Consider the following 25,891-nt stretch of genomic DNA (forward strand, 5'->3'; position numbering starts at 1 on the left):
ATCAACTAACTCCTTCGGGGTGGGATTAAGAGAAGGCTTTTATCCCTTTACTGTGCTTGAATACACTAGACGCAAAAAAACCACCACAATCATTTTTCATCGAACATTGATTACATTCTTCGTGAAAGATATTTTTCCAGTCGGAAATAGATTTTTTTGAGAACTGCCAGATCTCACGGGGTGTAGTGCAAAGTTGTGAGTTATAAAGGGAGGTGGTCATACCAAAATCCGATAAATAAGTCATCGCTTCCGTAAGTTCTTTTCCATATTCAATCGGATCAATCCAAAGTTTATCCAGGTTATACGGCGTGTATCCCTGATGCTCCAATCCCATAAAGGCCACATGTTCTGCGAACGGTAGATTTTTATAAATAAACTTCGCCAATTTAAGAAGCCGGGGTAACGTCTGTTTATGTAGAACAATTCTTAATTCTATTCTGACATTTCTTCTGGCAAGGTTATATAACCCTTGAACGGTCTGATCAAATGCACCTTTGGCTTGTACAATATAATCATGTTGCGCATGGTAATCCGAGTATATTGGTATGCCAAGCATGAGTCTCTTAAAAGACATATCTCCAAGTTTGTCGGCCATGTTAGGCCATGCAAATGATCTCCCATTGGTTAAGCAGTGTACTTCGGTATCCGGCAGCTGCGTTTGTATTTGTGCCAGGAGCTTAAAAAACTTATCACCGGAGAGGGTTGGTTCACCTCCCGTAATGCCTAATTCCATGCAATCTTTCGGGATTAATGGAATTGTTTGAGTATGGATATTGTATAAGTAATCTGTATCGTCCTTATCCCGGGGAGGCTGAGAACACATTAAACAGTTGCTGTTGCATCTTTCCGTAAACAATAGGAAATTGTGTGGGGAATTTATTCTATATAAAGTAGAAATCACGCCATCCGTATTGACGACGACGATATCTCCTTCGCATAAGTGAGAAACATCAGGGATTGAATATACACTTGGTTTATCAAATAAACTGACTTTTTGATTGCTTGAGAGGATTACTTTATAATGTTGGAGATGCATTGGGATGTTCTCATTTGCAATCAAAACTTCCCCCTTTGTGTCAGAGCCAAAAGTTACTCTGCCCACTATTGGCGCATTAATTTCAGATGGAATACCTTTTGTTTTTAATAGCATTAGCTTCTACCTGTTATCCAGTTTCTGAATATTTTTTCTATTTCCTTATTATCATCCATTAACTCAATCAAATACCGCATTATTTCCATATTTCTCTGGCAAAAAGAACTTGTTGGTCTGTGGCCGTATAAATCGCCCTGTGTAGTGTGATTGAAAACAGGATCAGCTCCACAATAGGTCTGGAAGGCGCACTCAGAACAACCTGGCAGTGATTCATTGGTCATTACATCACTAAGTGCCAGGGCTTTTTCTCCGTAAAAGATTTCTTCGTATGTATTTTCTCCTAACTGCCCAAGTTGGAATGTAAAATCATTCATTTCCGCGAGCATTCTGGACTCGTCCGAGGCATACACTGCCCCATCATAATTAAACACAATAACGCTATTAATAAGTCCGGCGGGAGATTGAAGATCGACATATCCGACGGGAAATGGAGTTAGCATTTTCTTTAAAATGATACTTGCATAGTCTTCTCTGATAAAATAGCCGTCTATATTATATTGAATAATTCTGGTCAGCGCTTTTTTGTAAAATTCCAGGAATTTTCCTGTCTCATATTTATTCTTGTCCTTGCTTCTGGTCGCAAAACCATATGGGCTTATAGGCCTCAGGAAAATGTTTTTAAATCCTAATCTGACATATTCATCCACTATTTCATGCGGATATTCCAACGACAGCTTAGTAGTGGTAACTAATGCTGAAATATGTTCTGCCCCTATAATCTGCCTGCATTTTTCAATGCCATCAACTGCAAGCTGATGGCTGTTGGCATTTGGCTTGTGTCTGTTTTTGTTGTGTATAAATGCAGGGCCATCAAGCGAAGTCGATATTAAAATTCCGTTTTCATGGCAGTATTGAAGCATTTCATCTGTCAGTGGAGCAAGATTAGTGCAGATTACATAAGTAACCTCTTTATGATGCTTCTCTGCCTCGACTTTTGTTTTTTCAACAGCATATATTATGCTTTCAAAGGCTAATAATGCCTCACCACCTTGAAACTCCATTGTCACGTGTGGGTTAGGTGATTTCATCATCATAGCTATACCAGCGTCAATATGAGGGATACTCATATCATATTTGCTTTTATCGGAAGTAACTCTTGATACCTGGCAGTAGTGACAGGTATGTTCGCATCTCAGGCTGATTACAAAAATATGTAGTGATGTAAAAAAATCAAGAAATGACTTTTTTGTACGGTAGCGGGTCGCAAGAACATCAATGAGATTTGGAACGGAATTCCCCGAAATAAAGAAATTGGCTGTTAAATCGGCGTATAGCTCCTGGTCCTCACTATTTCCGGCTTTTATTTCCCGCGCCACGATCCTGGCTGTTGTACCTGCGGGTACTACCAGAAAGTCCCCAATTTCATTTACAATCACTTCTTTTTTATTGGAAATACGGTGGAATCTGAATGGAAGTAAAGTATATTCTGGTATTGACGTGGTATAAGCTTCAAATTCTTTAAATTTCCTGCTTACCCTTGTTGTTACCGGTGTTGATTTCATGGTTGTATGGATTGGGGGCTGAAGCCTACGGGGTCACTTATCTCCGACATGGGTATTGTCTCATTTTCATAATATGCGAAAGCTTTAGCGATAATAAGCTCCCTGATCGTTTTTGTTTCATCTGTTATACACTGCCGTAGCTTGAAATCTATGAGATCCTGCTTTAGTTTTACTATTATGGTTTTCCAGTCAACAGGTTCCGCGTTATAGAGAGGAGTTAGTATTATTTTATACTGGAGAGGATCTGTCTTTATAATATCTACTTCAAAGGCATTAGTATACCAGTAGAGACATTTAAACAAAACAACTTCAGGGTATAGCTCGGTAGCAACCGTAAAAGAGAGCGTGTTATTATCTTGTAGAAATTTCATTCGCTTTATTTCTTAGTACATTAAGTGTTTTAGCGTCTACTTTACCATCAGGCCTTAATTCATTTTCTTGCTGAAAATGAATAATAATTGCTTCTGTTTGTAGTCCAAAATATCCGGTTATAAACATGTCTTTTTTTAAGGTCATTAATATCCTTTGCAGCACTTCTACATCCTTTCCTTCGCATCCTTTGAATAGTACCCGATCTCCCAATTTTAGACTGGAGGAATCTGCTACATGTACAGCATCTGTAGTTCTGTTTGAAGGTGAAATACGTGCCGCACCCGGGTTATAGAAAGGAGTCGCACCAGAACTTTTTCCGGTAGAGTTTGTTCCGGGAGTACTTTTCACAGTACCTCCTGAGGTTGAATGCCCTGAAGAGGAGGACGACGCAGGAACATATACAGGTGTAGGGGATGGCGTATAGCTACTGCCAGAGCTATAAGACGAGGAATAATGCGAACTGTGAGAGCTATGCGAGGAATGAGAACGGTGTGAGCTATGCGAACTATGCATGGAAACAAGGCTATTCGATGGATCCATTATATTGAGTTTCAGCACTAGTTTAGGTTTCAATACATTTTTATGCGTGTTCTCAACAGGGATGTTTTTATCATTTTCAATTTCGTGGTTAGTGTTATTGGGAACCTCGGCTTTGGTGTGGGAAAATACACTTAACGCGGCTGTTACCACAGCAAGGCTTTTCTTAGCCAGATTTTGGAAGCCAAATTTATTGTTGATCATTAGGATGTTTTTTGTGGTCTAATTATCTGGAATTATAGGGATGTTAGATATAGGTTCAAACACGCAGAATGGTCAAATTTTTTGAGGATAAGCTTTAAAGCAGAATACTAAGGTATATAAATTTGTTCAAATTGGCTAATTGGATTATTTATTGTGTTTTAATATATGATTGCTTGGCTCACTATTTACTTCTCCGCTTATTCCTCTTCACCAGTAAAAAGCATCCATACAAAAACACCACCCATGCTGGGATCAGTTCTACCGGCAGTTTCATCCCTGTTATCCACATCAGGATCAGGATGCCCACCAGGAACACCAGGCAAATGTAATTGGACACCGGGTAAATAAAGGAAGGAAATTTTGTCAGGATCTGCGCTTCCCGTTTGCTCTTTTTGAATTTAAGATGCACTACGGTGATCATCAGCCAGTTAATGATCAATGAAGATACCACCAGCGACATCAGTACTTCCAGCGCTTTTTCAGGGATCACCTTATTTACCACAATACAAATAGCAGCAAATAAACCGGATACCAGGATTGCTTTTACAGGTACATGGTTTTTATTTAGCTGAGATAAGAAAGCGGGTGCATTGCCTTGCTTCGACAAGCCATACAACATTCTGCTGTTACTGTATACGCAACTGTTGTAAACGGAAAGTGCCGCTGTTAAAACAATCAGATTTAACACATTTGCAATCAGGCTGGTGAAATAGATGGTTTTACCCAAAAAGGAAAACCGGAATCCTTTTAAGCTTTGAAATACCATTACAAACGGGCTGCTGTCTGTAGTAATACTTTTCCATGGCGATAAAGAAAACAGGATCACAAGTGCGCCAACATAAAAGATCAGGATACGGTAAATCACCTGGTTGGTAGCCTTGGGGATTGTTTTTTCCGGCTGGTCTGCTTCTGCAGCAGTGATACCAATCAGTTCAAGCCCACCAAAGGAAAACATGATCAGGGCAATGGCTGCAAACAATCCCTGGAAACCACCTTTACCATCGGCATGCAATAATCCACGCGGGAAAAATCCGCCATCGTTCCAGAGATTCCGGATGCTGGCCTGTGAGCCGCCACTTCCGCTTATCAGCAAATAAATTCCAAAAACGATCATGGCAATGATAGCCACTACTTTTATGATGGAAAACCAAAACTCTGCTTCTCCGTATACTTTTACAGAGCTCAGGTTTAACGCATTAATAGCAATGAAGAAAAAAAGACTGGAAGACCATAACGGGATCTCCGGCCACCAGAAATGTACATACACGCCAATAGCAGTCAGCTCCGACATGCTCACCAGGATATAAAGGATCCAGTAATTCCACCCGGAAGAAAAGCCGGCAAATGAGCCCCAGTATTTATAGGCAAAATGACTAAAACTACCTGATACCGGTTCTTCCACTACCATTTCGCCCAGCTGGCGCATAATAAAGAAAGCAATAATACCGGCCAGGGCATAGCCCAAAATAACAGAAGGCCCCGCCAGCACCGCCGCCGGGCCTATGCCCAGGAATAAACCTGTTCCGATGGCGCCGCCCAACGCAATCAGCTGGATATGCCTGTTCTGTAATCCCCTTTTAAGGTTTTTTTCGTTTGCTGAGTCCAATGTTTATAGTGCTGGATAAGGCTGCAAGTTGAGGTAATTTCGGCAAAATTGAAACTTTGATTTATTTGCTCCGCAGATGCCTGTTTCAGCAGTACGGATCATACTTTGAGTGTTCTGTCTGATATAACAGGTACAATGGGGTAGATGTACTCCATGGGTTTTACGTCAGGCTTTTCCGGCGACGAACTTTGTGTTCGAGTAAGATTCCCCATGGCACAGTTATCGATACCAAATCTGCTGAAAAACAAACCCGCAGATCATGCTACCTCATCAAAACCCAATAATCCGGCATAAATTCACTGCCGATCCCACCGCACTGGTCCACAATGATACTATATACCTGTACACCGGCCACGACGAAGCGCCGGTAGGCACGGAAGCCTATGTAATGAATGAGTGGCTCTGCTTCTCATCCAACAACCTCACGGAATGGACGGAACATCCTGTACCATTAAAAGCAACCGATTTTTCATGGGGCAGCGGCAACGCTTACGCCTCAAAAGTAATAGCGCACAATAATAAATTTTATTGGTATGTAGCCACCGCCCACGCTACTATTAAGGGATCAGCCATTGGTGTGGCAGAGGCCACACATCCGGAGGGTCCGTTTAAAGATGCCCGCGGATCAGCGCTGGTTACCCTTGATATGCTGCCAGCGGGTGTGCACGAAAAAGCCAATCTCGATCCAACGGTGATGATAGACGACAACGGGCAGGCATATATTTTCTGGGGTAATGGGAAATGCTTTTATGCAAAGCTGAAATCCAATCTCACGGAACTGGATGGACCGATTAAAACACTGGACCTGCCAGGATTTGAGGAAGGCGCGCACCTGCATAAACGCAATGGCTGGTACTACCTGTCCTATGGTTACGGGATGCCGGAAAGAGTGGCTTATGCCATGAGCCGCAGCATGGAAGGGCCGTGGGAATTTAAGGGGATATTAAATGAGCTGGCAGGAAATTGCGAAACTAACAGACCTGCGATATTGGATTTTAACGGCAGGTCTTATTTTATTTATCACAACGGGGGACTGAAAAACGGGGGCAGCCACCGGCGCTCAGTGTGCATCGACTACCTCTACTACAATCCGGATGATACCATGAAGCGGGTGGTGATGACCTCCGAAGGCGTACAGATGGCATATTAAATGCAATGCCTGTTATTATGAAAACAATATGCACCTTACTCATCATCAACTTATTCGTCATGGCTACAGCTACTGCGCAGGATACCGCCCGCTATATCAAAACCAGTACCGGCTACCTCATGGTATTAAGGCAGGGAGATGATATTTTTAAGCAACTGGAGGCCTTTGCAGAAAAGGAAAAGATTCCCTCCGCCAGTTTCACCGGCTTCGGATTTGTGAACGCCACCTTTGGGTATTTTAACAGGGAAACGAAAAAGTACGAGCCCAAAGAATTCAGTAATATGGAACTGTCCGGCCTGAACGGGTCTATTGCGTGGCAGAAAGGGAAAGTGTCACTGCATACGCATGGCACGGTTACGGATAAAGATTTTAACGCCTTCGGCGGACATATGTTAGGTGGCACCGTTGGCACCGGATCGCTGGAGATCACTGTTATAGTGCATCCGCAGCAACTGGAACGCGTGTTTGAAGAACCACTGGGCGCCAACGTGCTGAGCCTGGAAAAGAAATAATCAACTATAGTGAAATGCTGCTTTTACCAGAGCTTCATTGCTTTCTGCAATAGCGCCGGATGGGTCGAGTAAGGTATCTTCAAATCCTATTCTCAGGTCGTAACCTTTATACTTGGCTACTTTCAGGAGTTCCCAGCAGGTACTGTCGAAACCATGCAATACCACCGTTTGATGTGGCTGCCTGCCGGTCAGGTTGTCTTCAATGGCCTTCACCGTTGCCAGCGCTGCGTTGAGGTCCTGCTCCTGTGGTTCAATTAACAGGCGGAAACATTCGTTCAATAATCCGCTGCCGCTGAAATCCGCTGCTGCCTGCGCGGAATTAAGTCCCGCTTCCACCCCGATCTTCTTGTCCAGTATGGCCTGTACAATACGTTCAAAACCGGCTTCATGCCCATTCACAGATACAAAGTTGGGTAGTTCTTCCCACTCACTGATATAGGCGAGCCGCTGATCGATATCCGGTACCATCCAGGCGCCGGTACTGATGCCCACAGGAATTTCGGGCACGGCGGCCTTTACTGCTTTTACCTGTTCATTTACAAAGAGTGGCTCCAGGGTTTCTTTACCGTTGCGGTCACGTACATGGAAATGGATGGCATCAGCGCCGGCGAGAACGGCGCTTTTAGCGGCTTCCACCAATTCATCTGTCGTAACCGGAACATTCGGATGGTCTGCTTTGGACCTGGAACCATTTAATGCTGCTTTTATAAACATACTTCCTGGCTTTTTTCAGGTCACTGCATAAATGATACCTGTATCGTAATCATCAGCTTTTCCGGCATTAACGGCCAAAAGCATGGGATGCTGTGTTGTGGAACAGGTTGAGCAGATTGCAGGATTTTTTCCCTGAAGTGGGTATTGGGCTGTGGCAGGGTTCGTCCTCTTTCGTCATTATTTTTAACCTGCCGGTTGCGTTTTTTTATTATAGCTTTAGCCGGAAAAAAGCCTCCAATGACCGGGAATATTCTGATACAATCGCTGAAAGATATTACAGACCAGGAGATTAGCATTAACAAGTTTATCGGAACGCAGAATAAGGAGGATTTTTACAAGAAAGCCCCACACCGCCGGGATGACCATTACCTGTTTATCTTTCAAAAAAAAGGCAGAAGTACGGTCATGATAGATTTTAAGGAAGTAGCGTTAATCGAAAGCGCGGTATTATGTGTACTGCCAGGACAAATTCATTATGGCGTTACGGCAAACAGTGACACCGAAGCCTGGCTGATTACGTTGGATACTAATTTTGTAGAAGAAGATTACCGGAGAATTTTTGATGATTACTATTTTCAGAATGCACCCATCACCATATCCGCTTTAGAAAGTATTCCGCTGGATGATAGCATTGAATTGCTGGCATCCATAGTGCGCAACCGCCATCCGTTGGATTTTATGCCACAGGTAATACATTCGTTGATCAGCGCTTGTGTTGGGATGTTCGCTTCTGCCTATCGCCGGCAGGAAAATAGGGAGGTCCCTTTATCACGCACACATCTTTTAACACAGCAATTTAAACGGTTGCTTTTGCAACAGTTTAAAACACATAAAACTACTTCCGCTTACGCTACCTCATTAAATATAACCCCTGCATACCTGAATGATGCCGTAAAACAAACAACAGGACTTACCGTAAGTTTCTGGATACAACAAACTATCATCATGGAAGCAAAAAGACTATTGTACGCTACCAATGCATCCGTTAAAGAAATAGCCAGCCAGTTGGGGTTTACTGACCATGCTTACTTTACCCGCTATTTTTCCCATGCAGAAGGGCAGTCGCCATTGCAATTCCGGCGCAATTGCCGCAAATAATCCAATGGTTCCCTTTATCTATCCATTTTACCCGGGTGCAGCTGTCGCTAACTTTGCAGGAAAATAACAGATGGGTAATCATATCATTTTTACGGTTGGAATAATATGCCTCTTATGGCTTTTATATAGGACGATAAAATTCATTTATCCTTATATCCGTCGCTCGGATCTTGAAAAATACAGGAAGCCGGGCGCCTTTGCGCTGGTCACCGGCGCAACCGACGGGATCGGGAAAGCCATTGCCGTGGCACTGGCAGGGAAAGGCTTTAATATCGTTTTACATGGCCGGAACGAAGCAAAATTACAGGCGGTGAAAATGGACATCGAAAGGGATCACCCGCAGTGCAAGGTAGTGTTGCTGTTACATGATGGTAGCAGGGAAAGCCGGGTAAATGTGGAAGAAATTGAGCATTTGCCCATAACAGTACTGGTGAATAATGTAGGAATAGGACCGATGAATGCACTGGCTGATTTTTCCGCCGGGGAAATTGATGAAACAATTACGCTCAACATGGCCTTCCCTTCACAGCTAACCCGTAGCTTGCTGCCACAACTGGGAAAACCCGGGCTTATATTAAATGTTTCTTCGTATGCGGGCTTGTTTCCACCACCTTATTTAGCGGTTTATGCAGGCTCAAAGGCATATAACAATGCCTTTTCCATTTCGCTGGCGCGTGAATTAGAAAATGTGGAAGTGATTTCATTGATAACCGGTAGTGTAAACACCGGGACAAATAAAAAGCCCGTCACCTTTATGCGGCCGGCCGCGGCCACCTATGCAAAGCACGTGCTGGCCATTGTGGGTTGTGGCAGAAAAAGTATTATGCCTTATTGGCCTCATGCCATACAAACTTTTCTGATATCGCTGCTGCCTGAAAAGCTCATCGACAGCGCAACTAAGAACGCCATGCAGCGGGAACTGCAACATCCTGAACGTTAATATAGCCGGAAGGGATTCACTAAATCCCCTCCGGCTATATCTTCTTAAAAAATAATTACTTCGCTGCTACAACAGGTTTTTCAAATCCGTCTTTCTTCGCTTTCTCCGCCATCGTATTCATTCTTTTTTCTGTATCAGGGTGGGAAGAGAATAATTGTGAGCCTTTCTTTTTATCACCGCTGCTTTCCTGTGATGCCTTCCACAATTTTTCGAAAGCCATAGACATGCCCCAGGGATTGAGCTTGGCCGCTTTCAGAAATTCGTAACCGTAGTTATCAGCCTGGCTTTCCTGGTTGCGGGAATAGGCAGAATTAGCAACCGCTTCTCCCAACTCGCCGAGCTGTGAATCGCTCAGGGTGCCGGCAGCGCCGCCCTGTGAAGAAACACCGTCTTTCAGCGCGGAGGTCATCAGCGCTGTTTTGAACGCATCTTTGGAATCCTTGTTTTTTACATGCCCGATTTCATGGCCTATTACGCCCATTACTTCGTCGTCTGTCATGGTTTGTAATAACCCGGCGCATACACGCACACTGCCATCTGCACAGGCAAAGGCGTTGATATCCCTTACCAGGTACACTTTGAAGTTAAGATTCATGCCTTCGTAGCCGGTAACATGGTCGGTTAGCTTTTTCAGGCGCTGGGCCATCGGATCATCTGAGGGTGCAACGGGGTTGTGCTCATCCATCCACTGGATATACTCTTTGGTATACCTGATCACATCGTCATCTGTGAGGGTGGCTGCTTTCACTGCTTTGGCGCCGGCGCCCAGTGTTTTTGTGTTTAATTTCAATTGAGCATTTGAGGCTAACGCAAATGACATCGTCAAAGCGCATACGAAACCGAATCGTGCGTAAACAGACATAATAAAGGTTTTTATTGTTGAAAAGGGTTAAATACTAATGATTGCATTCAAGGCTACGGCGCGAAGATAAATATTGTTATGATCTCTTACAAACAATTTTAGCCCCGTAAAAGGAGTGTTTTTAAAATATATTAATATCAGGGAGACGAGGTAAGTGTATGGTGAGTGCATGAGGAGTCCATGAGAAGTGCATGAAGAGTGCATGGATAGTCCATGACATACGCAGGGCTGAGGCATTGATGAAGCATCAGGGAAATAACCGGGATATTGGACCCCAATACATCCGAATCGATAATAACATTAACCGGATCTGATCTTCACTTATCTTTGCCCTCACTTAATTGATCTTTTGAAATTTTTAAGATGATAAACATATATCGTAAAACAGCGTTAATCGAAGCAGTATCTTACCTGATATTATTGTTTGTGGCCATGCCCATGAAATACATTTTCTCTGTTCCTGAACCGGTAAAGTACTTCGGGTGGCTGCATGGCGTATTATTTATCCTGTTTATTGTACTCCTGCTTTCCTGCTGGATTAAGTACAGGTGGAGTATCATGAGGGTGGCCGGCTTCTTCGTGGGATCGCTCCTGCCGTTTGTGCCGTTTATATTTGAAAAGAAGCTGAAGGAAGAATACGGCGCCTGAGGAGGCCCGGTTCCAGTGGCTCCAAACCGGCATAATCATCTTTACCCGGTAAAATTTAAAAATAATGGGTAAGAAAGTAAAGTCAATTCCTGTAAATCCATTTGCTCCTGCATTGGACCCCGGAGTTGTCGTGGGAAAGATATCGTCCGGCAGTTTGCTGTCCTACCAGGCGGCCCACAGGCCGCACAGGCATGATGGCCATTTTTTCCTGTTGGTGGAAAAAGGAACGGCGCATATCGAAATTGACCTGGAAAAGTATCATATCAAGACATCTCATGTGTTGTATGTCCATCCTAACCAGGTGCACCGGGTTGTAAAATCCGGGAAAACAGACCTTTACCTGCTGGGGATCACTAACGAAAACCTGACTTCCCAGAACCTGGAGTTGCTGGAGCAAATTGTTCCTGCACAACCTTTGCCACTAACCAAAAGTAGCTTTTCAATTGTAAGCCAGGCAATAAGGCTATGTATAAATATTTTTGAAAGAAAACAGGATAAGTTATACCCATCTTTGCTTAAAGGCGCCTGCAATACACTGGTAGCCCTGATTATTTCGCAATACCTGGAGCAATCGGCTTCAACCGGCAAACTTTCACGCTTCGATACTATTACAAAAGCATTTAAGTTATTACTGGAGCGCGATTTCGCCGGGGTCAAACGGCCTTCCGATTATGCGACCGCATTAAATATTTCCACCCCTTACCTGAATGAATGTGTCCGGAATGCCACCGGCTTTCCCGTTTCATACCATATCCAGCAACGCGTTATACTGGAGGCAAAACGCCTGATTTGCCATTCCGGCAAGTCTGTTAAAGAAATTGCCACCGAACTGGGGTACAACGACTATGCCTACTTTTCACGATTTTTTACAAAAGTAACGGGAATGACGGCGATAGCTTTCCGGAAAAAAAACCTCGAATAGTCCAACAACTACGCTTGTATTGCCATTGTTGCCGGCAGAAATATAGCCTTGCTTTGCAGGTTATAATAAACTGTGTAAAATGCCAAGAACAGCAAAATGGTTAGGCGACGCAATGGAAGGCTTGCTGGGATCCAGGTTTCCATTAATGAAAGTGATGGAAACAAATTATATCAATCCGAACATAAAAAAGATACGGTTTAAAGGGAATCTTTCAGGGATGAATTTCCAGTTAGGCTATGCCGTTATAATCAGGGTAAGTGATACGGAATACAGAAATTACTCGGTATCATTCAGCGATGTTGAAAATGGTATCCTGGAAATCATTTTTCACCTGCACGGTGCTGCACCAGGATGTCTTTTTATGGATCGCCTAACCGCTGGTGACCAGGTAAGGGTCAGCATGCCAAGAGGGCAAAAGCAATATGATCCGGCAGTGGAAAAGCAGTTGTTGTTTGGCGATGAAACATCGTTGGGCCTGGCGGTGTCTTTTCAACCTTACCTGAAAAAGAACAATCACGAGTTTCAGTTTTATTTTGAACTGGATGAAGCAAACGAACAGGTACCCCGGCTGTTGGGGTTGGAGAACTACACAGTATTTCCTAAAAACAATCACTTCAGGAATGAGCAGTGGATAAACGACCTGGCGGTTTTTAACGCTGGCGATTGGCTCACGGCTAACTACATTCTTACCGGAAATGTAAAATCAGTTCAAACCTTTAGAAGAGTGTTGAAAAATAACAATATCAGCGGCAGAATATTTACGGCTGGTTTCTGGCTGGAAGGGAAAACGGGTTTGTAATGCCAGTACATTTACTACCGGGAGGCTGTTTCCCGCTGCTACATTAAAAATGTTTTCTTAAAAAAATAAGTACTAAATGGCGGTAACTGTTCCATTGCGTGTCTACTCTAAAAGCCGTTACCACGCAATGCAGCTACCACGTATAAAAAACACACGCCGGTTTTTCACCGGTTTACTTTGCAGTTTCTCCCTCGCCACCACAGCGCAGCAAAAAGAATTGGTGGCCTACGCCAATACTTTACAGGGCACCAATTCGGAGTTCTCGCTCAGTAATGGCAACACCCATCCTTCCACGGCGCTGCCTTTTGGTATGCATGCCTGGTCTGCCCAAACAGGCAAAAACGGCGACGGCTGGAAGTACCAGTACAAAGCCACTACCATCCGCGGCTTCCAGCAAACGCACCAGTGCAGCCCCTGGGTGGGCGATTACGCCGTATTCAGCCTGATGCCGGTAACAGGTAAACTGGCAGTAGGAGAAGAGGAGCGCGCTACAGCTTTCAGTCATGTGGATGAAGTAGCCCGCCCCGACTACTACAAGGTAACTTTCGCCAATAACATCACCACGGAATTATCACCTACTGAAAGAGGCGCACACCTGCGTTTTTCTTTCCCCGCGAAGAAACCCGCCTATATTGTACTGGATGGCTATAATGCCCTGAGTGGCGTGCAAATATTTCCGGCAGAAAGAAAAATTACGGGATACGTCACCAACGGGCGCTTTATCCCCAAAGGCTTCCGTAACTATTTTGTGATCGTGTTCGACCAGCCTTTCGAAGCCAGCGGCACCTGGGAAAATACCAACAACCGGATCTTTGCCGATACGTTGTCGGCCGAAGGGAAAGGCGTAGGCGCATTTGTTCGCTTTAAGAATGGTGCGGTGGTACAGGCCAGGGTCGCTTCTTCCTATATCAGCGCCGCACAGGCGGAACTCACCTGGCAACAGGAACTCAAACCCTTCACCAGGCTGGAACAAACAAAAGCGGCGGCCGCCAAAATATGGAACACGCTCTTTGCCAGGGTACGGGTGGAAGGCGGAACGGAAAAAGACAAAGCCACTTTTTATTCCTGCCTTTTCCGCGCCAATCTTTTTTCACATACCTTTTTTGAATACAACAGCAAAGGAGCACCTTATTATTTCAGTCCGTACGATGGAAAGATACATAACGGGTATATGTACACCGACAACGGCTTCTGGGATACCTTTCGCGCGCAGTTCCCGCTAAACACCATCCTGCACCCCACCATGGAAGGCCGCTACATGCAGGCGCTGCTGGATGCGCAGCAACAATGCGGCTGGCTCCCTGCCTGGTCGTTCCCCGGCGAAACAGGCGGCATGCTCGGCAATCACGCCATCTCTCTGCTGGCAGACGCATGGGTGAAAGGGATCCGCACCTTCGATCCCAAACAAGCGCTGGACGCCTATTATCATGAAGCCATGAACAAAGGCCCCTGGGGCGGCGCCAACGGCCGCGCCGGTTGGAAAGAATACTATCAGCTGGGATATGTCAGCTTCCCCGAATCACAGGGCAGCACCTCGCAAACATTGGAATATGCATACGACGATTTCTGCGGCTATCAACTAGCCAAGCTGACTGGCAACAATTTTTATCAGTACGTTTTTGGCCGCACCATGTATAATTATAAAAATCAGTACGACAGCCTCTCCGGGTTTATGCGCGGCCGTAAACTGGATGGCAACTGGCAGGAAAACTTTGATCCGTATGAATGGGGTGGTCCCTACACAGAAGGGAATGCCTGGCACTGGCAATGGTCCGTATTTCATGATGTACAAGGCCTGATTAACCTGATGGGAGGAAATACGCCCTTCATCACAAAACTGGACTCCGTTTTCAGCGCCCCCAATAAAGTGAACGTGGGCGCTTACAAACAAACGATCCACGAAATGACGGAAATGGTAAACGCCAACATGGGCCAGTATGCACACGGTAATCAGCCGGTGCAACATATGATCTATCTCTATAACTATGCCGGCCAGCCCTGGAAAACACAGGCGCATGTGCGGAAAGTAATGGACCAACTTTACAATGCAGGAGAAAACGGGTATCCCGGGGATGAAGACCAGGGGCAGATGTCCTCCTGGTACGTAATGAGCGCTATGGGCTTTTACAGCGTGTGCCCAGGCACGGATCAATACGTGATCGGAAGTCCGCTGTTCCCGAAAGTGACAATAACACTTGAAAACGGGAAGCAGTTTGTGGTGCAAGCCCATAACAACAGCCCGGAGAATGTATATATCCAGTCGGCGGTTCTCAACGGTAAACCGTGGCCGCACAACTGGCTCCGGCATGCAGATATCGTTAATGGCGGTGTGCTGCTGCTGGAAATGGGTAATAAACCGGCTGTCAACCGGGGCATTGCCGATGCCGACAAACCTTTCTCGCTGAGCAGCCGGTGAAAATACGGCTGCCGATATTTTCGTACCGACATGAAGAATTTCGTACTGAAACGATTAAATTAGCCCGTAGTTCGAATTCATGTCGATGCGAAAAGATTTTTCCACGTATACAGATGAAGAGTTGTTCCTGTTTGTAAAACAGGGACACAAGGAAGCGTTTGAGGATGTGTACAGGCGCTTCTGGCAGGAGTTACTGGATGCCGCCTACCGGCGTGTAAAAGTACAGGAAGCGGCCATGGAGCTGGTGCAAAGCCTGCTGGTAGACCTCTACCTGAAAAGGGAAACCATTTCTCTTAACACATCGCTCCGCAATTACCTGCATACATCACTGAAAAACCGGATACTGAATACCATCCGTTCACAATTGGTGCGCAACACCTATCAGCAGCATGTACTGAATGATAGCGGTCTTTATCAGTCAGACGCCGCCAGCACGCTGCAATTAAAAGAACTGCAGCGGCATATAGATGAATCCTGCGCCAGCATGCCCGAAAAATGCAGGGAAGTATTTTACCTGAGCAGGAGAGAGCAGTTGTCGTACCAGCACATCGCCCGGCAAATGAATATTTCGGTGAACACCGTAGAGAAACATATGGTGAAAGCCCTGAAAATATTACGCGCTCACCTGAAACAATATCATTACATCCTGTTCTGGTGCCTGGTATCGCTGTTGCTGCTGTGGAGTGCAAATGTCAAACTATTTTGAATCGTGATGGCGGTAAGCCATTTTTCAGGTGTCTAATGTTAGAGAGACTATGGATATGAACAACACCCGGTTAAAAGAATTATTGGATAAATACCTGGACGGTACAGCCACTGATGTTGAAATCAGTGAGGTGGACAATTGGTACAGGTCTTTCGAAAATGATCCGGCCTTCACTGCGCAATTCAGCCCGGAGCAACGCACCGCGCTGGAGCAGCTGATCTTCCTGCGCATCAGCCGCCAGGTGGAAGCTGCGGAGCCACGGGTTAGCTACCGGTCTGTTCGTTGGTGGGCCGCAGCCGCCGCGGTGGCTTTGCTCATTACCGCAGGCGCCTTCTTCCTGACCCGGAAACAACCGGTTCAGCAGGGAATGCCCATTGCAAGTGTGACAGCACAAACCGGTAAAAAAGGCATCAAGAAGGTCAGCCTGCCGGATAGCAGCATTGTATGGCTGAATATAGATAGTAAACTCCGGTATGAAGAAACAAAAGGCCGGGAGATCTGGCTGGAAGGGGAAGGCTACTTTGAAGTAGCGCCCAAACAAGGCGCTCCCTTCCTGGTGCATGCGGGCACGCTTCATATCAATGTACTTGGTACCAGCTTTAACATCGACGCCTACACGCCGGATGCAAAAGTAACGGTAACAGTAGCCAGCGGAAAGGTCGCCATTGGAAACAGTCAGCGCAACCATGCCACGCTGGGGGCCAATCAGCAGGTCATATACCATGCTGCGGAAGATCAGCTGGAAACAAGCAACATCGCTGCGGCAGACGTCAGCGCCTGGACACAGGGTCAGCTGATATTTAAGAAAGCGCTGTTCCGCGATATTGCACAAAAACTGGAACGCCGTTACGACGTACGTATCCGGTTTGCCAGCGAACAAATTGCCAGCTCATTGCTCACCGCCCGGTTCGATGCCAACGTACCGTTTAAAAACGTACTGGGCATGTTGTGTGATATTTATGGGTTTAGCTACCGGCAAACGCCGGGCAAAAACGAATACCTGGTTTACAAAAAAAGTCAACCAACTAAATAATCCGGAAGGATCAGCCATGTGGCGTGATAATTTCAAGTTATGAAAGTGAAAACAGCGGAGTGCGTGCACATGACGCCCAGGTGGCTTGCCTGCCTGGTGCTGGCATTGTGTTGCCTGTACCCGCCGCGGATGATGGCCCAATCCGGAACAACAACAGAGCTGAAACAAACCACGGTAGATATACATGTTGTGAATGAAACACTCGATAAAGTGTTTGAACAGGTGGAAGCCTCCACCACATTCCGGTTTGTATATAACCCGTCGGAAATTGCAAAAAGTGGAAAAGTAACGATCAATAAAAAGAATATTCCGGTGGAACAGGTGCTGAAATTATTGCCATCCGTATTGCAATATGAACTGCGTGGAAGGAACCTCCTCATCACCCGGAAGGAAGCGCCGCCACTGAACCAGGCTTCGGTATTAACAGGAAAGGTGACGGATACCAACGGCAACCCCTTGCCGGGTGTATATGTCATAAAGAAAGGTTCGCCGCCACGTATCGTAACAGAGCCGGATGGCTCCTTCAGCATACATGCCGATCCGGGGGATACCCTGCGCTTCAGCCTTCCCGGCTTCGGCGAACAGGAAGTTCCCGTGGAACGCGCCAATATGCTCTATGTTTCCATGCTGGCGAAATATTCATCACTCAAAGAAGTAGTGGTGATCGGTTACGGCACTTCCAGCAAGGAGAAACTTACCACAGCGGTAGGCACCGTGAGCGGCGATGTATTAAAGGAACGTGCTACCACCATGAACCTCATGCAGGGACTGGCAGGGAAAGTAGCCGGTGTCAGCGTGATGATGAACTCCGGGAAACCCGGCGGTAATCCTATCGTAAAAATCAGGGGCACCGGTTCCATCAACGCGTACAACGGTCCGCTGTATGTGGTAGACGGCATTGTGGGCGCAGATCCCCTGATCCTTGATCCGAATATTGTGGCTTCGGTGGATGTGCTCAAAGATGCGGCTGCCTCCGCCATTTACGGTGCAAGAGGATCTAACGGCGTGATCGTGATCACCACCCGGAAAGGCACAAAAAGCAGCCCGGCTATTTCATTCCGCAACACCCTCAGCTTTGGCTCACTGGCCCGCAAAGTACAGCTGATGAATGCAGAAGAAGCACTGGAGATGTTTAAGCGGGAGTATGAATACCTGCCTGGCCGCACCGCGCCGCATCTCGATCCTACCCGCCAGTTTCCGCGGAAGGATGAACTTTTTAATGCAGACGGTTCGCCTAAATATCATACAGACTGGCAGGAGGAAGCAAGCCGCCTGGCAGTGTCCCACGAACATTCATTGTCACTGTCTGCCGGAAAGGATGGCTTCTCCGCCCTGGTCAACCTGTCTTACAACGACCAGCAGGGAATCCTGATCAACAGCTACTCCCGGCAGATCAATGGCTTTATCAACCTCGGCTGGGACGTCACAAAATGGTTGCACGTACAGGCGGTCATCAACAGCGGGGCAGCCAAACAGAATAATGTCGACATCAATACATTCGGATTAAATGCCGTACGCCAGATATATGAATTTCTGCCCTTCCTGCCGGTACGCTATGCAGATGGCACGTATTCGCGCAAAGGAGATTATCCTGGTGCAGAGGATTCTGAAAACCCGGTGAGACTTATGCAGGAAGTAAAGTCGGTGGCCGGCCGCACGTATACGATGGGCAACCTGATTACCACCATTCGGCTGAACAGCAAACTGCATATCACAGCGGGTTTGAGCGGACAAACAGGCGCCACCTACAACCTGTATTATTCCGGCCGGGATATCCGCGGATATTCGGATACGCAACAGGGAGTAGCCACACGGGCAAATGGTAATTCCGGCTCCTGGACTTCGGAAGATTACCTGACCTGGAACAACCAGTTTGGCAAACATAAAGTTACTGCCGTGGCAGGCGCCAGCTGGTACTATTTCGGGAACATGAACACGCAGGCAGGAAGCGAAGGCTTCTTCGATGATTTCTTTTCGTATAACAGCCTGCAAACAGGACTGGTACCGCAACGGCCGCAGTCGGGAACAAGCAATACAGCAATGAACTCGTATTATATGCGGTTCAACTACGACTACGACAGCCGTTACCTGCTGGGATTTTCTTTCCGTGCAGATGGATCTTCGCGCTTCGGAGCCAATAATGTGTATGGATACTTCCCAAGTTTCTCGGGCGCGTGGCGGTTGTCGTCGGAACCTTTCCTCCGGGATGTGCGCAGCATTAACGACCTGAAGATACGTGGCAGCTACGGCATCGTAGGCAATGCGGATATCGGCGATTATGTAACGCAGGACAGGCTGCGGAGCGGCCAGGTGGCATTCAATGGCCAGGCGGCGCCCGCAGTTATGCTGGAAGCATTGGGTAACAAAAATCTTAAATGGGAAAAAGCCCATCAGCTGAATATCGGGGTCGATGTTTCACTGCTGGACAACAGGATACAATTTACCGGCGACGTTTATAACCGCGTAACAAAAGATCTGCTGTATTACCGGCTGATGCCGGCTACCACCGGCTATGAGGGCGTGTTTGACAATATCGGTTCTATCCGCAACAGGGGTGTTGAACTGTCGCTTGTTACCAACAACATCCGGCGCAAACAATTCTCCTGGAACACTTCCCTGATCTATTCCATGAACCGCTCCCTCGTACTGGAACTGAATGGCGATATCATGTATCCCTGGGGTGGCCGCATCATGGAAGGACGGCCGTTGAATGAATTTTATGGCTACCGCCGCCTGGGTACCTGGGGTACAGAGGAAGCAACGGAAGCTGCTGCCTATGGCAAAAAGCCTGGCGATCTGAAATACGCAGACGGGAATAATAATAAAGTGAAAGATGCCAACGACCGGACGGTACTTGGTAACGGTATGCCCGATTTTGAAGCAAGCCTGAGTAACACGTTTACCTATAAAAATTTTTCGCTGTTGGTAGATGTGCAAACGATCTATGGCCACAGCCTGGCAAACTTTACCAGGATGCTCATGGAAAACGCAGCACCCACCATCAACAGCTACCGCAGCCTGCTCAATGCCTGGACGCCGGAACAACAGGGCGGCATGAACCCGGCGCTGCGGCTGCCGCAGGATGGACTCGATAATGAGATGGATAGTTATTACATAGAAAAAGGAACATTCCTGCGCATTCGTAATATCGCACTGGCCTATAGGCTAAAGGAAGACTGGCTCGCACGGTATCATATAAAGTCAGCTGCCATCAGCGTCAGCGCAGAAAACTATTTCCTGTTCACAAAGTATAAAGGATATGATCCGGAAGCATCTTCATTCGATGGCGACTTTAACCAGGGAGTGGATATGTATCAATACCCGAAAGCAAAAACGCTGGCGTTCACATTAAATGTTACATTCTGAATAAAGGAATTGAAATATGAAACAACTGGTGCTGTTGGGGATGATCATATTGATTACTTCCTGCAACAAATTCCTGGAAGAGGAACCCTCGGGTTCTCTCAGCCTCACACACTACTACAAAACACCTGAACAGGTGAGCGCTGCGGTAAACGGTACCTACGACGGCCTCGCTACTCCCTTCGTGGCTAATATAGGCGTAGCCGTTAGCCCGGTGTATTCACTGGAATATATCACAGGGTATAGCCGCCGGCCACGGCCATCAGGTTTTGAAGATGACCAGTTCCTGCGGTTAGACCGGCTCGATAATGCAAACTCAAAATTACAGGGATGGTGGAACGCTACTTATTACCCGGTGGAAAACTGCAACAGCGTGATTGAAAACGTAAGCGTAACACTGGTGGTAGATGAATTAACCAAGCAGCGTTACCTCGGTGAAGCGCATTTCCTGCGGGCATGGTATTACTTCCAGGCAGTACGGCTTTTTGGCGACATTCCCCTGAAACTCACCACCACAAAAGATATTAATGATGTAAGAATCCGCCGCTCGCCGAAAGCAGCCGTGTATGAACAGATTGTGAAGGACCTTACCGTAGCAGAAAATGCCGGTCTACCCTGGACGGATCAGAGCGGGCATGTAAGCCTGGGCGCCGTAAAATCTTTGCTGGCAAAAGTATACATCACCATGGCCGGTTATCCGTTGCAGAAAGGAATGCCTTATTACCAGAAGGCCTATGACAAGGCGATGGAAGTAATCGACAGCCACCAGTTTTCCCTGTTTGAGCAATACAGCGATCTGCGTAACCCCGCGGTGCAAAATACCCGGGAGCATATTTTTATGCTGCAGCGCCATCCTACGGTGGCGGTGAGCAACATTCACTGGGCCTATCTTCCATATCCCGGTCAGCCGGTTTCTATACAACCCGCCTATGGTGGGGCCATGGCGCCAGCGCCCGCGTTTTATGATTCGTATGCAGCAGACGACGGACGTAAACAGGAAAAGGCTTTCTTCTATACGAAATACCCGCGTTATGGCAACCCGGCCGAAACCATCTTTTTCTCCGAACCTTATATCTTCAAATTCTGGGATGAGGAAGCAGAAAAAACCGGCCGCTCAGGGGCTAACTTTCCCCTGATACGTTACGCGGATATTTTGCTTTTATGTGCAGAAGCAAAAAGTGTAATCGACGGTGGCACTACATCCGATGCAGCGGCTATCGACGCCTGGTATTCGGTACGCCACCGGGCATTCCCGGCAGCGCCTAAGCCTGCTGCTTTAACAACAGATGATATTCTCAGGGAAAGATATTGGGAACTGTGTTTTGAATTCCAGACCTGGTACGATATGTTGCGCACCCGCAAAGCCTTTGATGTGGCGCGCGGCCGTATGACCAACCTCGTCGGATACAAAGCACCCAACCACCTGCGGAGCTTCGAAGAAACTGATTTTCAATTTCCATTACCATTAGCTGAAGTTCAGAAAAACCCGGACTTGGCCCTTTAACAACAGCATGAAACGAATGACTATTTGCCTGGCGGTTTTACTCACCGCTGCGGCACAGGAATCTTTTGCCCAGCAGCCTTATTTTATTGATGGCTATCATGGCGGCGTTTACGGGCACTATCCCGTAGGATACACCCGGTTTATAAACAGCCAGCTGCAGGCAAACCCTAACTGGAAAATTAACCTGGAAATAGAACCGGAAACCTGGGATATGGTGAAGACCCGTGAACCGGAAGCATATACGGTTTTCCAACAATTATTTGCCGATCAATCCAACAACGGCCGCATAGAATATGTGAACCCGGCATATGGTCAGAGTTATCTCTACACCAGCTCCGGTGAAAGTATGATCCGCCAGTTCAGCTATGGCATACAAAAAGTAAGGGAACATTTTCCCGGCGCCCGGTTCACTACTTATTCAAGTGAAGAACCCTGCTTTACCAGCGCCCTGCCACAGGTACTCCGCTCGTTCGGATTTAAATATGCATCCCTGAAAAATCCGAATACCTGCTGGGGAGGCTACACCCGCGCATTTGGCGGAGAGTTGGTTAACTGGCAGGGCCCCGATGGCAGCCGGCTGCTAACCGTGCCGCGATATAGTTCGGAAGCCTTATTACCCAATTCTACCTGGCAAACTACTGCCTGGAACAACAGCAAAGAATATTTAGCATCCGCACGGGCCGCCGGCATCGCCAATCCCGTGGGCATGTGCCTGCAGGATGCCGGCTGGCGCAACGGCCCCTGGCTGAAAGATAATGCACAGTATGAAACGTGGCGGAATTATATCGGCAGCGTGGCCGGCAAAACAAATGTGCCCTCATGGCGCTTTAGCCAGGAAGACATCCAGGTAAGCCTGGTATGGGGTGCGCAGGTATTACAGCGTATTGCACAGCAGGTGAGAGCAGCAGAAAATAAACTGATAACAGCAGAAAAATATGCCGCCATTGCCACGCTATATGATCATGTTGCATGGCCGCAGCAACAACTGGATACCGCCTGGAAATCACTGCTGCTGGCCCAGCATCACGACTGCTGGATCGTGCCTTACAATGGCAGCAAAGGTGATACCTGGATCGATAAGGTACAACACTGGACAGATAACACCATCGCCGTAAGTGACAGTATCTTGCAACAAAATAATAACGGCGCTGCTTTTATACGCGTGTTGAATACCACGGCACGCCGCCGCGAAGAATGGATTGATTTACCGGGTGGCAATTGGAAAGTAACAGACAGTAAAGGAAGACAGGTGCAAACAGCGCAGGGAGCTGTTAAAGTTTCCGTGCCGCCAATGGGATTCAGCGTTTACAGGTTGCAGCAAATAACAGGTACAGAAAAAGATACCCGTCCGGAAACAGGACGCTATCTGCTGGAAACAGACTTATACCGCGTAGAAATAGACCCCGCCAAAGGCGGCGTTATCACCAGCCTGGTAGTTAAAGCCACCGGCAAAGAAATGGTAGACACAAAAAGCAATCGCGGGTTCAATGAACTCAGGGGATACTTTTACCAGGAAGGCGCCTGGCGCTCCAGCATGGATACGGCAGCGGTTATCCGCATTACTGAAAATAACAAAGCCCGCATGTCGGCGGAAATCAACGGTTTTATTGCCGGTCACCCATTTACACAACAGCTTACACTTACCAACGGTCAGCGAAGAATAGATATGAAAGTAACCATAAACTGGAAGGGCAATCCCGGCATAGGCGCTTATTCTCAGGCTAACAACTATAGTACGGAAGCATATCACAAAGCATTTTATAACGATAGCTGCAAACTGCAGGTACTGTTCCCGCTTGCGCTCTCTTCACAAAAACTCAGTAAAGATGCACCGTTTGATGTAACGGACAGCCGGCTGGAAAATACTTTCTTCAGCAGCTGGGATAGCATTAAAAATAATGTCATCCTCCACTGGGCGGATGTAACCGATGGCAACGCAGGACTGGCCCTGTTTACCGATCATACTACCAGTTATGTGCATGGAAAGGATTATCCGCTGGGTCTTACGTTGCAATATGCGGGCAGGGCGCTCTGGGGACGTAATTATGATATTACCGGCCCTACAGAAGTGAATTATGCCATCGTTCCGCATAAAGGCAATTGGGAAACGGGCGCCATCCCCAATGAGGAAGCACGCTGGTGCGAACCATTGCAGGTATTGCCTGCCACCGGTGGAAAAGATTTTTCCCTGCTGGCAGTAGCGGATGATCATTGGCAGGTATCCGCCCTGCAGATTGATGGAAAAGATTTGCTTATCAGGTTGTACAATGCGGGTGGAAATAACGGTCAGCAGCAACTGTCTTTCAACGGTAAAGCGGCGCAGGCTGTTATAGAACAACTGGATGGACAGGCAGTGGAAACCCTGCAACAACGGCAGGCTGCGGGCAAAACAATCATCCGCCTGGCGATACCACGTTTCGGTATCCGCACCATCCGGCTGAAAAATGTAATTGTAAATAACTAAACCACAATATGAAAAAGTTCGTGTATTCCATCGGGTTATGCCTCGCCACCTTGTTCACGCAGGCACAGGTAAAACCCTTTCAACAAAATGACCGCGTGATTTTTGTAGGCAACAGTATCACCGAAGCAGGAGCCTATGTCTCGTATATTTATCTCTACTACATGACCCATTTCCCCGGCAAAAAACTGGTGATCCTCAACGGTGGCATTGGCGGCGACAAAGCATCGGATATATACCGCCGCCTGGATTATGATATCCTGGCTAAAAAGCCCACGGTACTGGTGCTCACATTCGGTATGAACGACACCGGCTACTTTGAATTTAACAGCAGCGATGCTGCTAAAACCGCCGCTGAACGGATTGACGCGTCCCGCAGCAGTTATCAGCAAATAGAACAACGGCTGCTCAAACTGCCGGCTATACAAAAAGTAATGATGTCGTCGCCGCCATACGATGAAACCGCGAAGATACCAGGGAATTATTTTCCCGGTAAACAACAGGCCATGCTGGAAATAATAAAGTTCCAGGAGCAAGCGGCACAGAAAAATAACTGGCCTTTTACAGACCTGTTCCGGCCTATGAAAGCGCTGAATGAACAACTGCAGCAAAAGGATTCCACTTTTACCATGATTGGCCCCGACAGGATCCATCCCGGTAATGCAGGACACCTGGTAATGGCTTCCCTCTTCCTGAAAAGCCAGGGACTGAACGGCAAACCTGTGGCAGCAGTAAGGATTAACGCGAGCGCTGGTAAATTGCAACAGGCGGTGAATTGTAATATCAGCCAGCTGACAGCTTCCGGTAATAAAGTAAGTTTCGGCTACCTGGCCGCATCACTGCCCTTTCCCATAGATACGGTGTCCCGCATATGGGGCAATAACCAGAAACAATCTGATGCATTGAACTGGATTCCTTTTACAGAAGATTTTAACCGGGAAATGTTACAGGTAGATGGATTGTCGTCAGGAGATTATACACTGCTGATAGACGGTTACGCTATGGGCAAATGGTCCGCTACCGCATTCGCCGAAGGCATCAACCTTGCCACGCTGCCGGAAACGCCGCAACACAAACAGGCGTATTCCATTATGCAGCTCAATCTCCGCCGTGCAGAGCTGGAAGGCCATTTGCGCAGTTACTACTGGGTACAGGGTAACTTTTTTGATAAAAAGCATTTATTATTGCACGATAACGCCGCAGCACTGGACAGTGTGCGCACCGCCGCAAAAACAGATGGTATGCTGCGCTTCCACGAAGGAAATTATGAAACAGCCATGTACAAAGAACTGCGTACGGCCTGGCTGAATGAGATCGATACCATCGTTAAACTGATTTATACCATCAACAAACCGGTGCTTCATAAAATTGAGATCGTTAAAATTTAAA

The 25,891-nt window shown here is 46.9% G+C and carries 21 protein-coding genes; 14 read left to right on the forward strand and 7 right to left on the reverse strand.

Annotated features, from left to right (window positions below):
• Positions 1–25 precede the first annotated feature (25 nt).
• The 5 genes from hxsC to ACLHR0_RS26055 all read right to left on the reverse strand — a co-directional run bounded on the left by hxsC (position 26) and on the right by ACLHR0_RS26055 (position 5,374).
• Positions 26–1,150, reverse strand: a complete 1,125-nt coding sequence (gene hxsC / locus ACLHR0_RS26035) for a His-Xaa-Ser system radical SAM maturase HxsC (RefSeq protein ID WP_436490611.1) — start codon at positions 1,148–1,150, stop codon at positions 26–28.
• Entirely contained in the window at positions 1,150–2,655 is a 1,506-nt protein-coding gene (hxsB, locus tag ACLHR0_RS26040) for a His-Xaa-Ser system radical SAM maturase HxsB (protein ID WP_429063267.1), read from the reverse strand. Before hxsB ends, hxsC begins: the two co-directional genes overlap by 1 nt.
• On the reverse strand, positions 2,652–3,026 hold the full coding sequence (gene hxsD / locus ACLHR0_RS26045) for a His-Xaa-Ser system protein HxsD (RefSeq protein WP_436490613.1): 375 nt from the start codon (positions 3,024–3,026) through the stop codon (positions 2,652–2,654). The genes hxsB and hxsD overlap by 4 nt, the downstream gene beginning before the upstream one ends.
• Positions 3,007–3,768, reverse strand: a complete 762-nt coding sequence (locus ACLHR0_RS26050; protein WP_429050484.1) for a peptidoglycan-binding domain-containing protein — start codon at positions 3,766–3,768, stop codon at positions 3,007–3,009. The genes hxsD and ACLHR0_RS26050 overlap by 20 nt, the downstream gene beginning before the upstream one ends.
• 181 nt (positions 3,769–3,949) lie before the next feature.
• Positions 3,950–5,374 (reverse strand): amino acid permease, encoded by a 1,425-nt coding sequence (locus ACLHR0_RS26055; protein ID WP_436490615.1) that lies wholly within the window; start codon positions 5,372–5,374, stop codon positions 3,950–3,952.
• A 259-nt stretch (positions 5,375–5,633) separates the two neighbouring features.
• Between ACLHR0_RS26055 and ACLHR0_RS26060 the strand changes: the two genes are divergently transcribed.
• Complete coding sequence (locus ACLHR0_RS26060; RefSeq protein ID WP_429050482.1) at positions 5,634–6,524, forward strand: glycoside hydrolase family 43 protein; 891 nt, start codon at positions 5,634–5,636, stop codon at positions 6,522–6,524.
• A gap of 17 nt (positions 6,525–6,541) precedes the next feature.
• On the forward strand, positions 6,542–7,036 hold the full coding sequence (locus ACLHR0_RS26065) for a PPC domain-containing DNA-binding protein (protein WP_436490617.1): 495 nt from the start codon (positions 6,542–6,544) through the stop codon (positions 7,034–7,036).
• Here the strand turns inward: ACLHR0_RS26065 and ACLHR0_RS26070 are convergent, their stop codons facing one another.
• Positions 7,037–7,750 carry a 3-keto-5-aminohexanoate cleavage protein gene (locus tag ACLHR0_RS26070; RefSeq protein WP_436490619.1) on the reverse strand — a complete coding sequence of 238 codons (714 nt, stop codon included), beginning with the start codon at positions 7,748–7,750 and terminating at the stop codon, positions 7,037–7,039.
• 237 nt (positions 7,751–7,987) lie between these two features.
• On the opposite strand from ACLHR0_RS26070, the gene ACLHR0_RS26075 reads away from it, so the two are divergent.
• Positions 7,988–8,848, forward strand: coding sequence for a helix-turn-helix domain-containing protein (locus ACLHR0_RS26075; protein ID WP_436490621.1), 861 nt, complete (start codon positions 7,988–7,990; stop codon positions 8,846–8,848).
• 70 nt (positions 8,849–8,918) lie between these two features.
• Positions 8,919–9,788: an SDR family oxidoreductase gene (locus ACLHR0_RS26080; protein ID WP_436490623.1), complete on the forward strand. Its 870-nt coding sequence runs from the start codon at positions 8,919–8,921 to the stop codon at positions 9,786–9,788.
• A 55-nt stretch (positions 9,789–9,843) separates the two neighbouring features.
• On the opposite strand, the gene ACLHR0_RS26085 is transcribed toward ACLHR0_RS26080, so the two are convergent.
• Positions 9,844–10,578, reverse strand: a complete 735-nt coding sequence (locus tag ACLHR0_RS26085; protein ID WP_370908042.1) for a M48 family metallopeptidase — start codon at positions 10,576–10,578, stop codon at positions 9,844–9,846.
• A 435-nt stretch (positions 10,579–11,013) separates the two neighbouring features.
• Between ACLHR0_RS26085 and ACLHR0_RS26090 the strand changes: the two genes are divergently transcribed.
• The 10 genes from ACLHR0_RS26090 to ACLHR0_RS26135 all read left to right on the forward strand — a co-directional run bounded on the left by ACLHR0_RS26090 (position 11,014) and on the right by ACLHR0_RS26135 (position 25,890).
• Positions 11,014–11,298, forward strand: a complete 285-nt coding sequence (locus tag ACLHR0_RS26090) for a DUF3817 domain-containing protein (protein WP_436490625.1) — start codon at positions 11,014–11,016, stop codon at positions 11,296–11,298.
• Positions 11,299–11,362: 64 nt separating this feature from the next.
• Positions 11,363–12,220, forward strand: a complete 858-nt coding sequence (locus ACLHR0_RS26095; protein ID WP_436490627.1) for a helix-turn-helix domain-containing protein — start codon at positions 11,363–11,365, stop codon at positions 12,218–12,220.
• A gap of 79 nt (positions 12,221–12,299) precedes the next feature.
• A complete protein-coding gene (locus ACLHR0_RS26100) occupies positions 12,300–13,019 on the forward strand; it encodes a hypothetical protein (RefSeq protein WP_436490629.1) in 720 nt (239 codons plus the stop codon).
• Positions 13,020–13,095: 76 nt separating this feature from the next.
• Positions 13,096–15,435, forward strand: coding sequence for a GH92 family glycosyl hydrolase (locus tag ACLHR0_RS26105; RefSeq protein WP_436490631.1), 2,340 nt, complete (start codon positions 13,096–13,098; stop codon positions 15,433–15,435).
• Between the two features lie 85 nt (positions 15,436–15,520).
• Entirely contained in the window at positions 15,521–16,141 is a 621-nt protein-coding gene (locus tag ACLHR0_RS26110; RefSeq protein WP_370908037.1) for an RNA polymerase sigma-70 factor, read from the forward strand.
• 49 nt (positions 16,142–16,190) lie between these two features.
• Positions 16,191–17,174 carry a FecR family protein gene (locus ACLHR0_RS26115; protein ID WP_429050472.1) on the forward strand — a complete coding sequence of 328 codons (984 nt, stop codon included), beginning with the start codon at positions 16,191–16,193 and terminating at the stop codon, positions 17,172–17,174.
• A 39-nt stretch (positions 17,175–17,213) separates the two neighbouring features.
• Positions 17,214–20,540, forward strand: coding sequence for a TonB-dependent receptor (locus tag ACLHR0_RS26120; RefSeq protein ID WP_436490633.1), 3,327 nt, complete (start codon positions 17,214–17,216; stop codon positions 20,538–20,540).
• 16 nt (positions 20,541–20,556) lie between these two features.
• On the forward strand, positions 20,557–22,041 hold the full coding sequence (locus tag ACLHR0_RS26125) for a RagB/SusD family nutrient uptake outer membrane protein (RefSeq protein WP_429050470.1): 1,485 nt from the start codon (positions 20,557–20,559) through the stop codon (positions 22,039–22,041).
• 7 nt (positions 22,042–22,048) lie between these two features.
• Positions 22,049–24,505 (forward strand): glycoside hydrolase family 38 C-terminal domain-containing protein, encoded by a 2,457-nt coding sequence (locus ACLHR0_RS26130; protein ID WP_436490636.1) that lies wholly within the window; start codon positions 22,049–22,051, stop codon positions 24,503–24,505.
• An 8-nt stretch (positions 24,506–24,513) separates the two neighbouring features.
• A complete protein-coding gene (locus ACLHR0_RS26135) occupies positions 24,514–25,890 on the forward strand; it encodes an SGNH/GDSL hydrolase family protein (protein ID WP_436490638.1) in 1,377 nt (458 codons plus the stop codon).
• The last annotated feature ends 1 nt before the right edge of the window (position 25,891 follow it).

It is taken from the genome of Chitinophaga sp. ARDCPP14 (genome assembly GCF_051362515.1).
Taxonomy (GTDB): domain Bacteria; phylum Bacteroidota; class Bacteroidia; order Chitinophagales; family Chitinophagaceae; genus Chitinophaga.

Bases quoted from the DNA above. Each gene is read 5' to 3' on its own strand.
- ACLHR0_RS26130 (WP_436490636.1), top strand. From the start codon at position 22,049: ATGAAACGAATGACTATTTGCCTGGCGGTTTTACTCACCGCTGCGGCA.
- ACLHR0_RS26060 (WP_429050482.1), top strand. From the start codon at position 5,634: ATGCTACCTCATCAAAACCCAATAATCCGGCATAAATTCACTGCCGAT.
- ACLHR0_RS26115 (WP_429050472.1), top strand. From the start codon at position 16,191: ATGGATATGAACAACACCCGGTTAAAAGAATTATTGGATAAATACCTG.
- ACLHR0_RS26135 (WP_436490638.1), top strand. From the start codon at position 24,514: ATGAAAAAGTTCGTGTATTCCATCGGGTTATGCCTCGCCACCTTGTTC.
- hxsC (WP_436490611.1), bottom strand. From the start codon at position 1,150: ATGCTATTAAAAACAAAAGGTATTCCATCTGAAATTAATGCGCCAATA.
- ACLHR0_RS26070 (WP_436490619.1), bottom strand. From the start codon at position 7,750: ATGTTTATAAAAGCAGCATTAAATGGTTCCAGGTCCAAAGCAGACCAT.
- ACLHR0_RS26080 (WP_436490623.1), top strand. From the start codon at position 8,919: ATGGGTAATCATATCATTTTTACGGTTGGAATAATATGCCTCTTATGG.
- hxsD (WP_436490613.1), bottom strand. From the start codon at position 3,026: ATGAAATTTCTACAAGATAATAACACGCTCTCTTTTACGGTTGCTACC.
- ACLHR0_RS26120 (WP_436490633.1), top strand. From the start codon at position 17,214: ATGAAAGTGAAAACAGCGGAGTGCGTGCACATGACGCCCAGGTGGCTT.
- ACLHR0_RS26125 (WP_429050470.1), top strand. From the start codon at position 20,557: ATGAAACAACTGGTGCTGTTGGGGATGATCATATTGATTACTTCCTGC.
- ACLHR0_RS26110 (WP_370908037.1), top strand. From the start codon at position 15,521: ATGCGAAAAGATTTTTCCACGTATACAGATGAAGAGTTGTTCCTGTTT.
- ACLHR0_RS26105 (WP_436490631.1), top strand. From the start codon at position 13,096: ATGGCGGTAACTGTTCCATTGCGTGTCTACTCTAAAAGCCGTTACCAC.
- ACLHR0_RS26065 (WP_436490617.1), top strand. From the start codon at position 6,542: ATGAAAACAATATGCACCTTACTCATCATCAACTTATTCGTCATGGCT.
- ACLHR0_RS26090 (WP_436490625.1), top strand. From the start codon at position 11,014: ATGATAAACATATATCGTAAAACAGCGTTAATCGAAGCAGTATCTTAC.
- ACLHR0_RS26100 (WP_436490629.1), top strand. From the start codon at position 12,300: ATGCCAAGAACAGCAAAATGGTTAGGCGACGCAATGGAAGGCTTGCTG.
- ACLHR0_RS26050 (WP_429050484.1), bottom strand. From the start codon at position 3,768: ATGATCAACAATAAATTTGGCTTCCAAAATCTGGCTAAGAAAAGCCTT.
- ACLHR0_RS26095 (WP_436490627.1), top strand. From the start codon at position 11,363: ATGGGTAAGAAAGTAAAGTCAATTCCTGTAAATCCATTTGCTCCTGCA.
- ACLHR0_RS26075 (WP_436490621.1), top strand. From the start codon at position 7,988: ATGACCGGGAATATTCTGATACAATCGCTGAAAGATATTACAGACCAG.
- hxsB (WP_429063267.1), bottom strand. From the start codon at position 2,655: ATGAAATCAACACCGGTAACAACAAGGGTAAGCAGGAAATTTAAAGAA.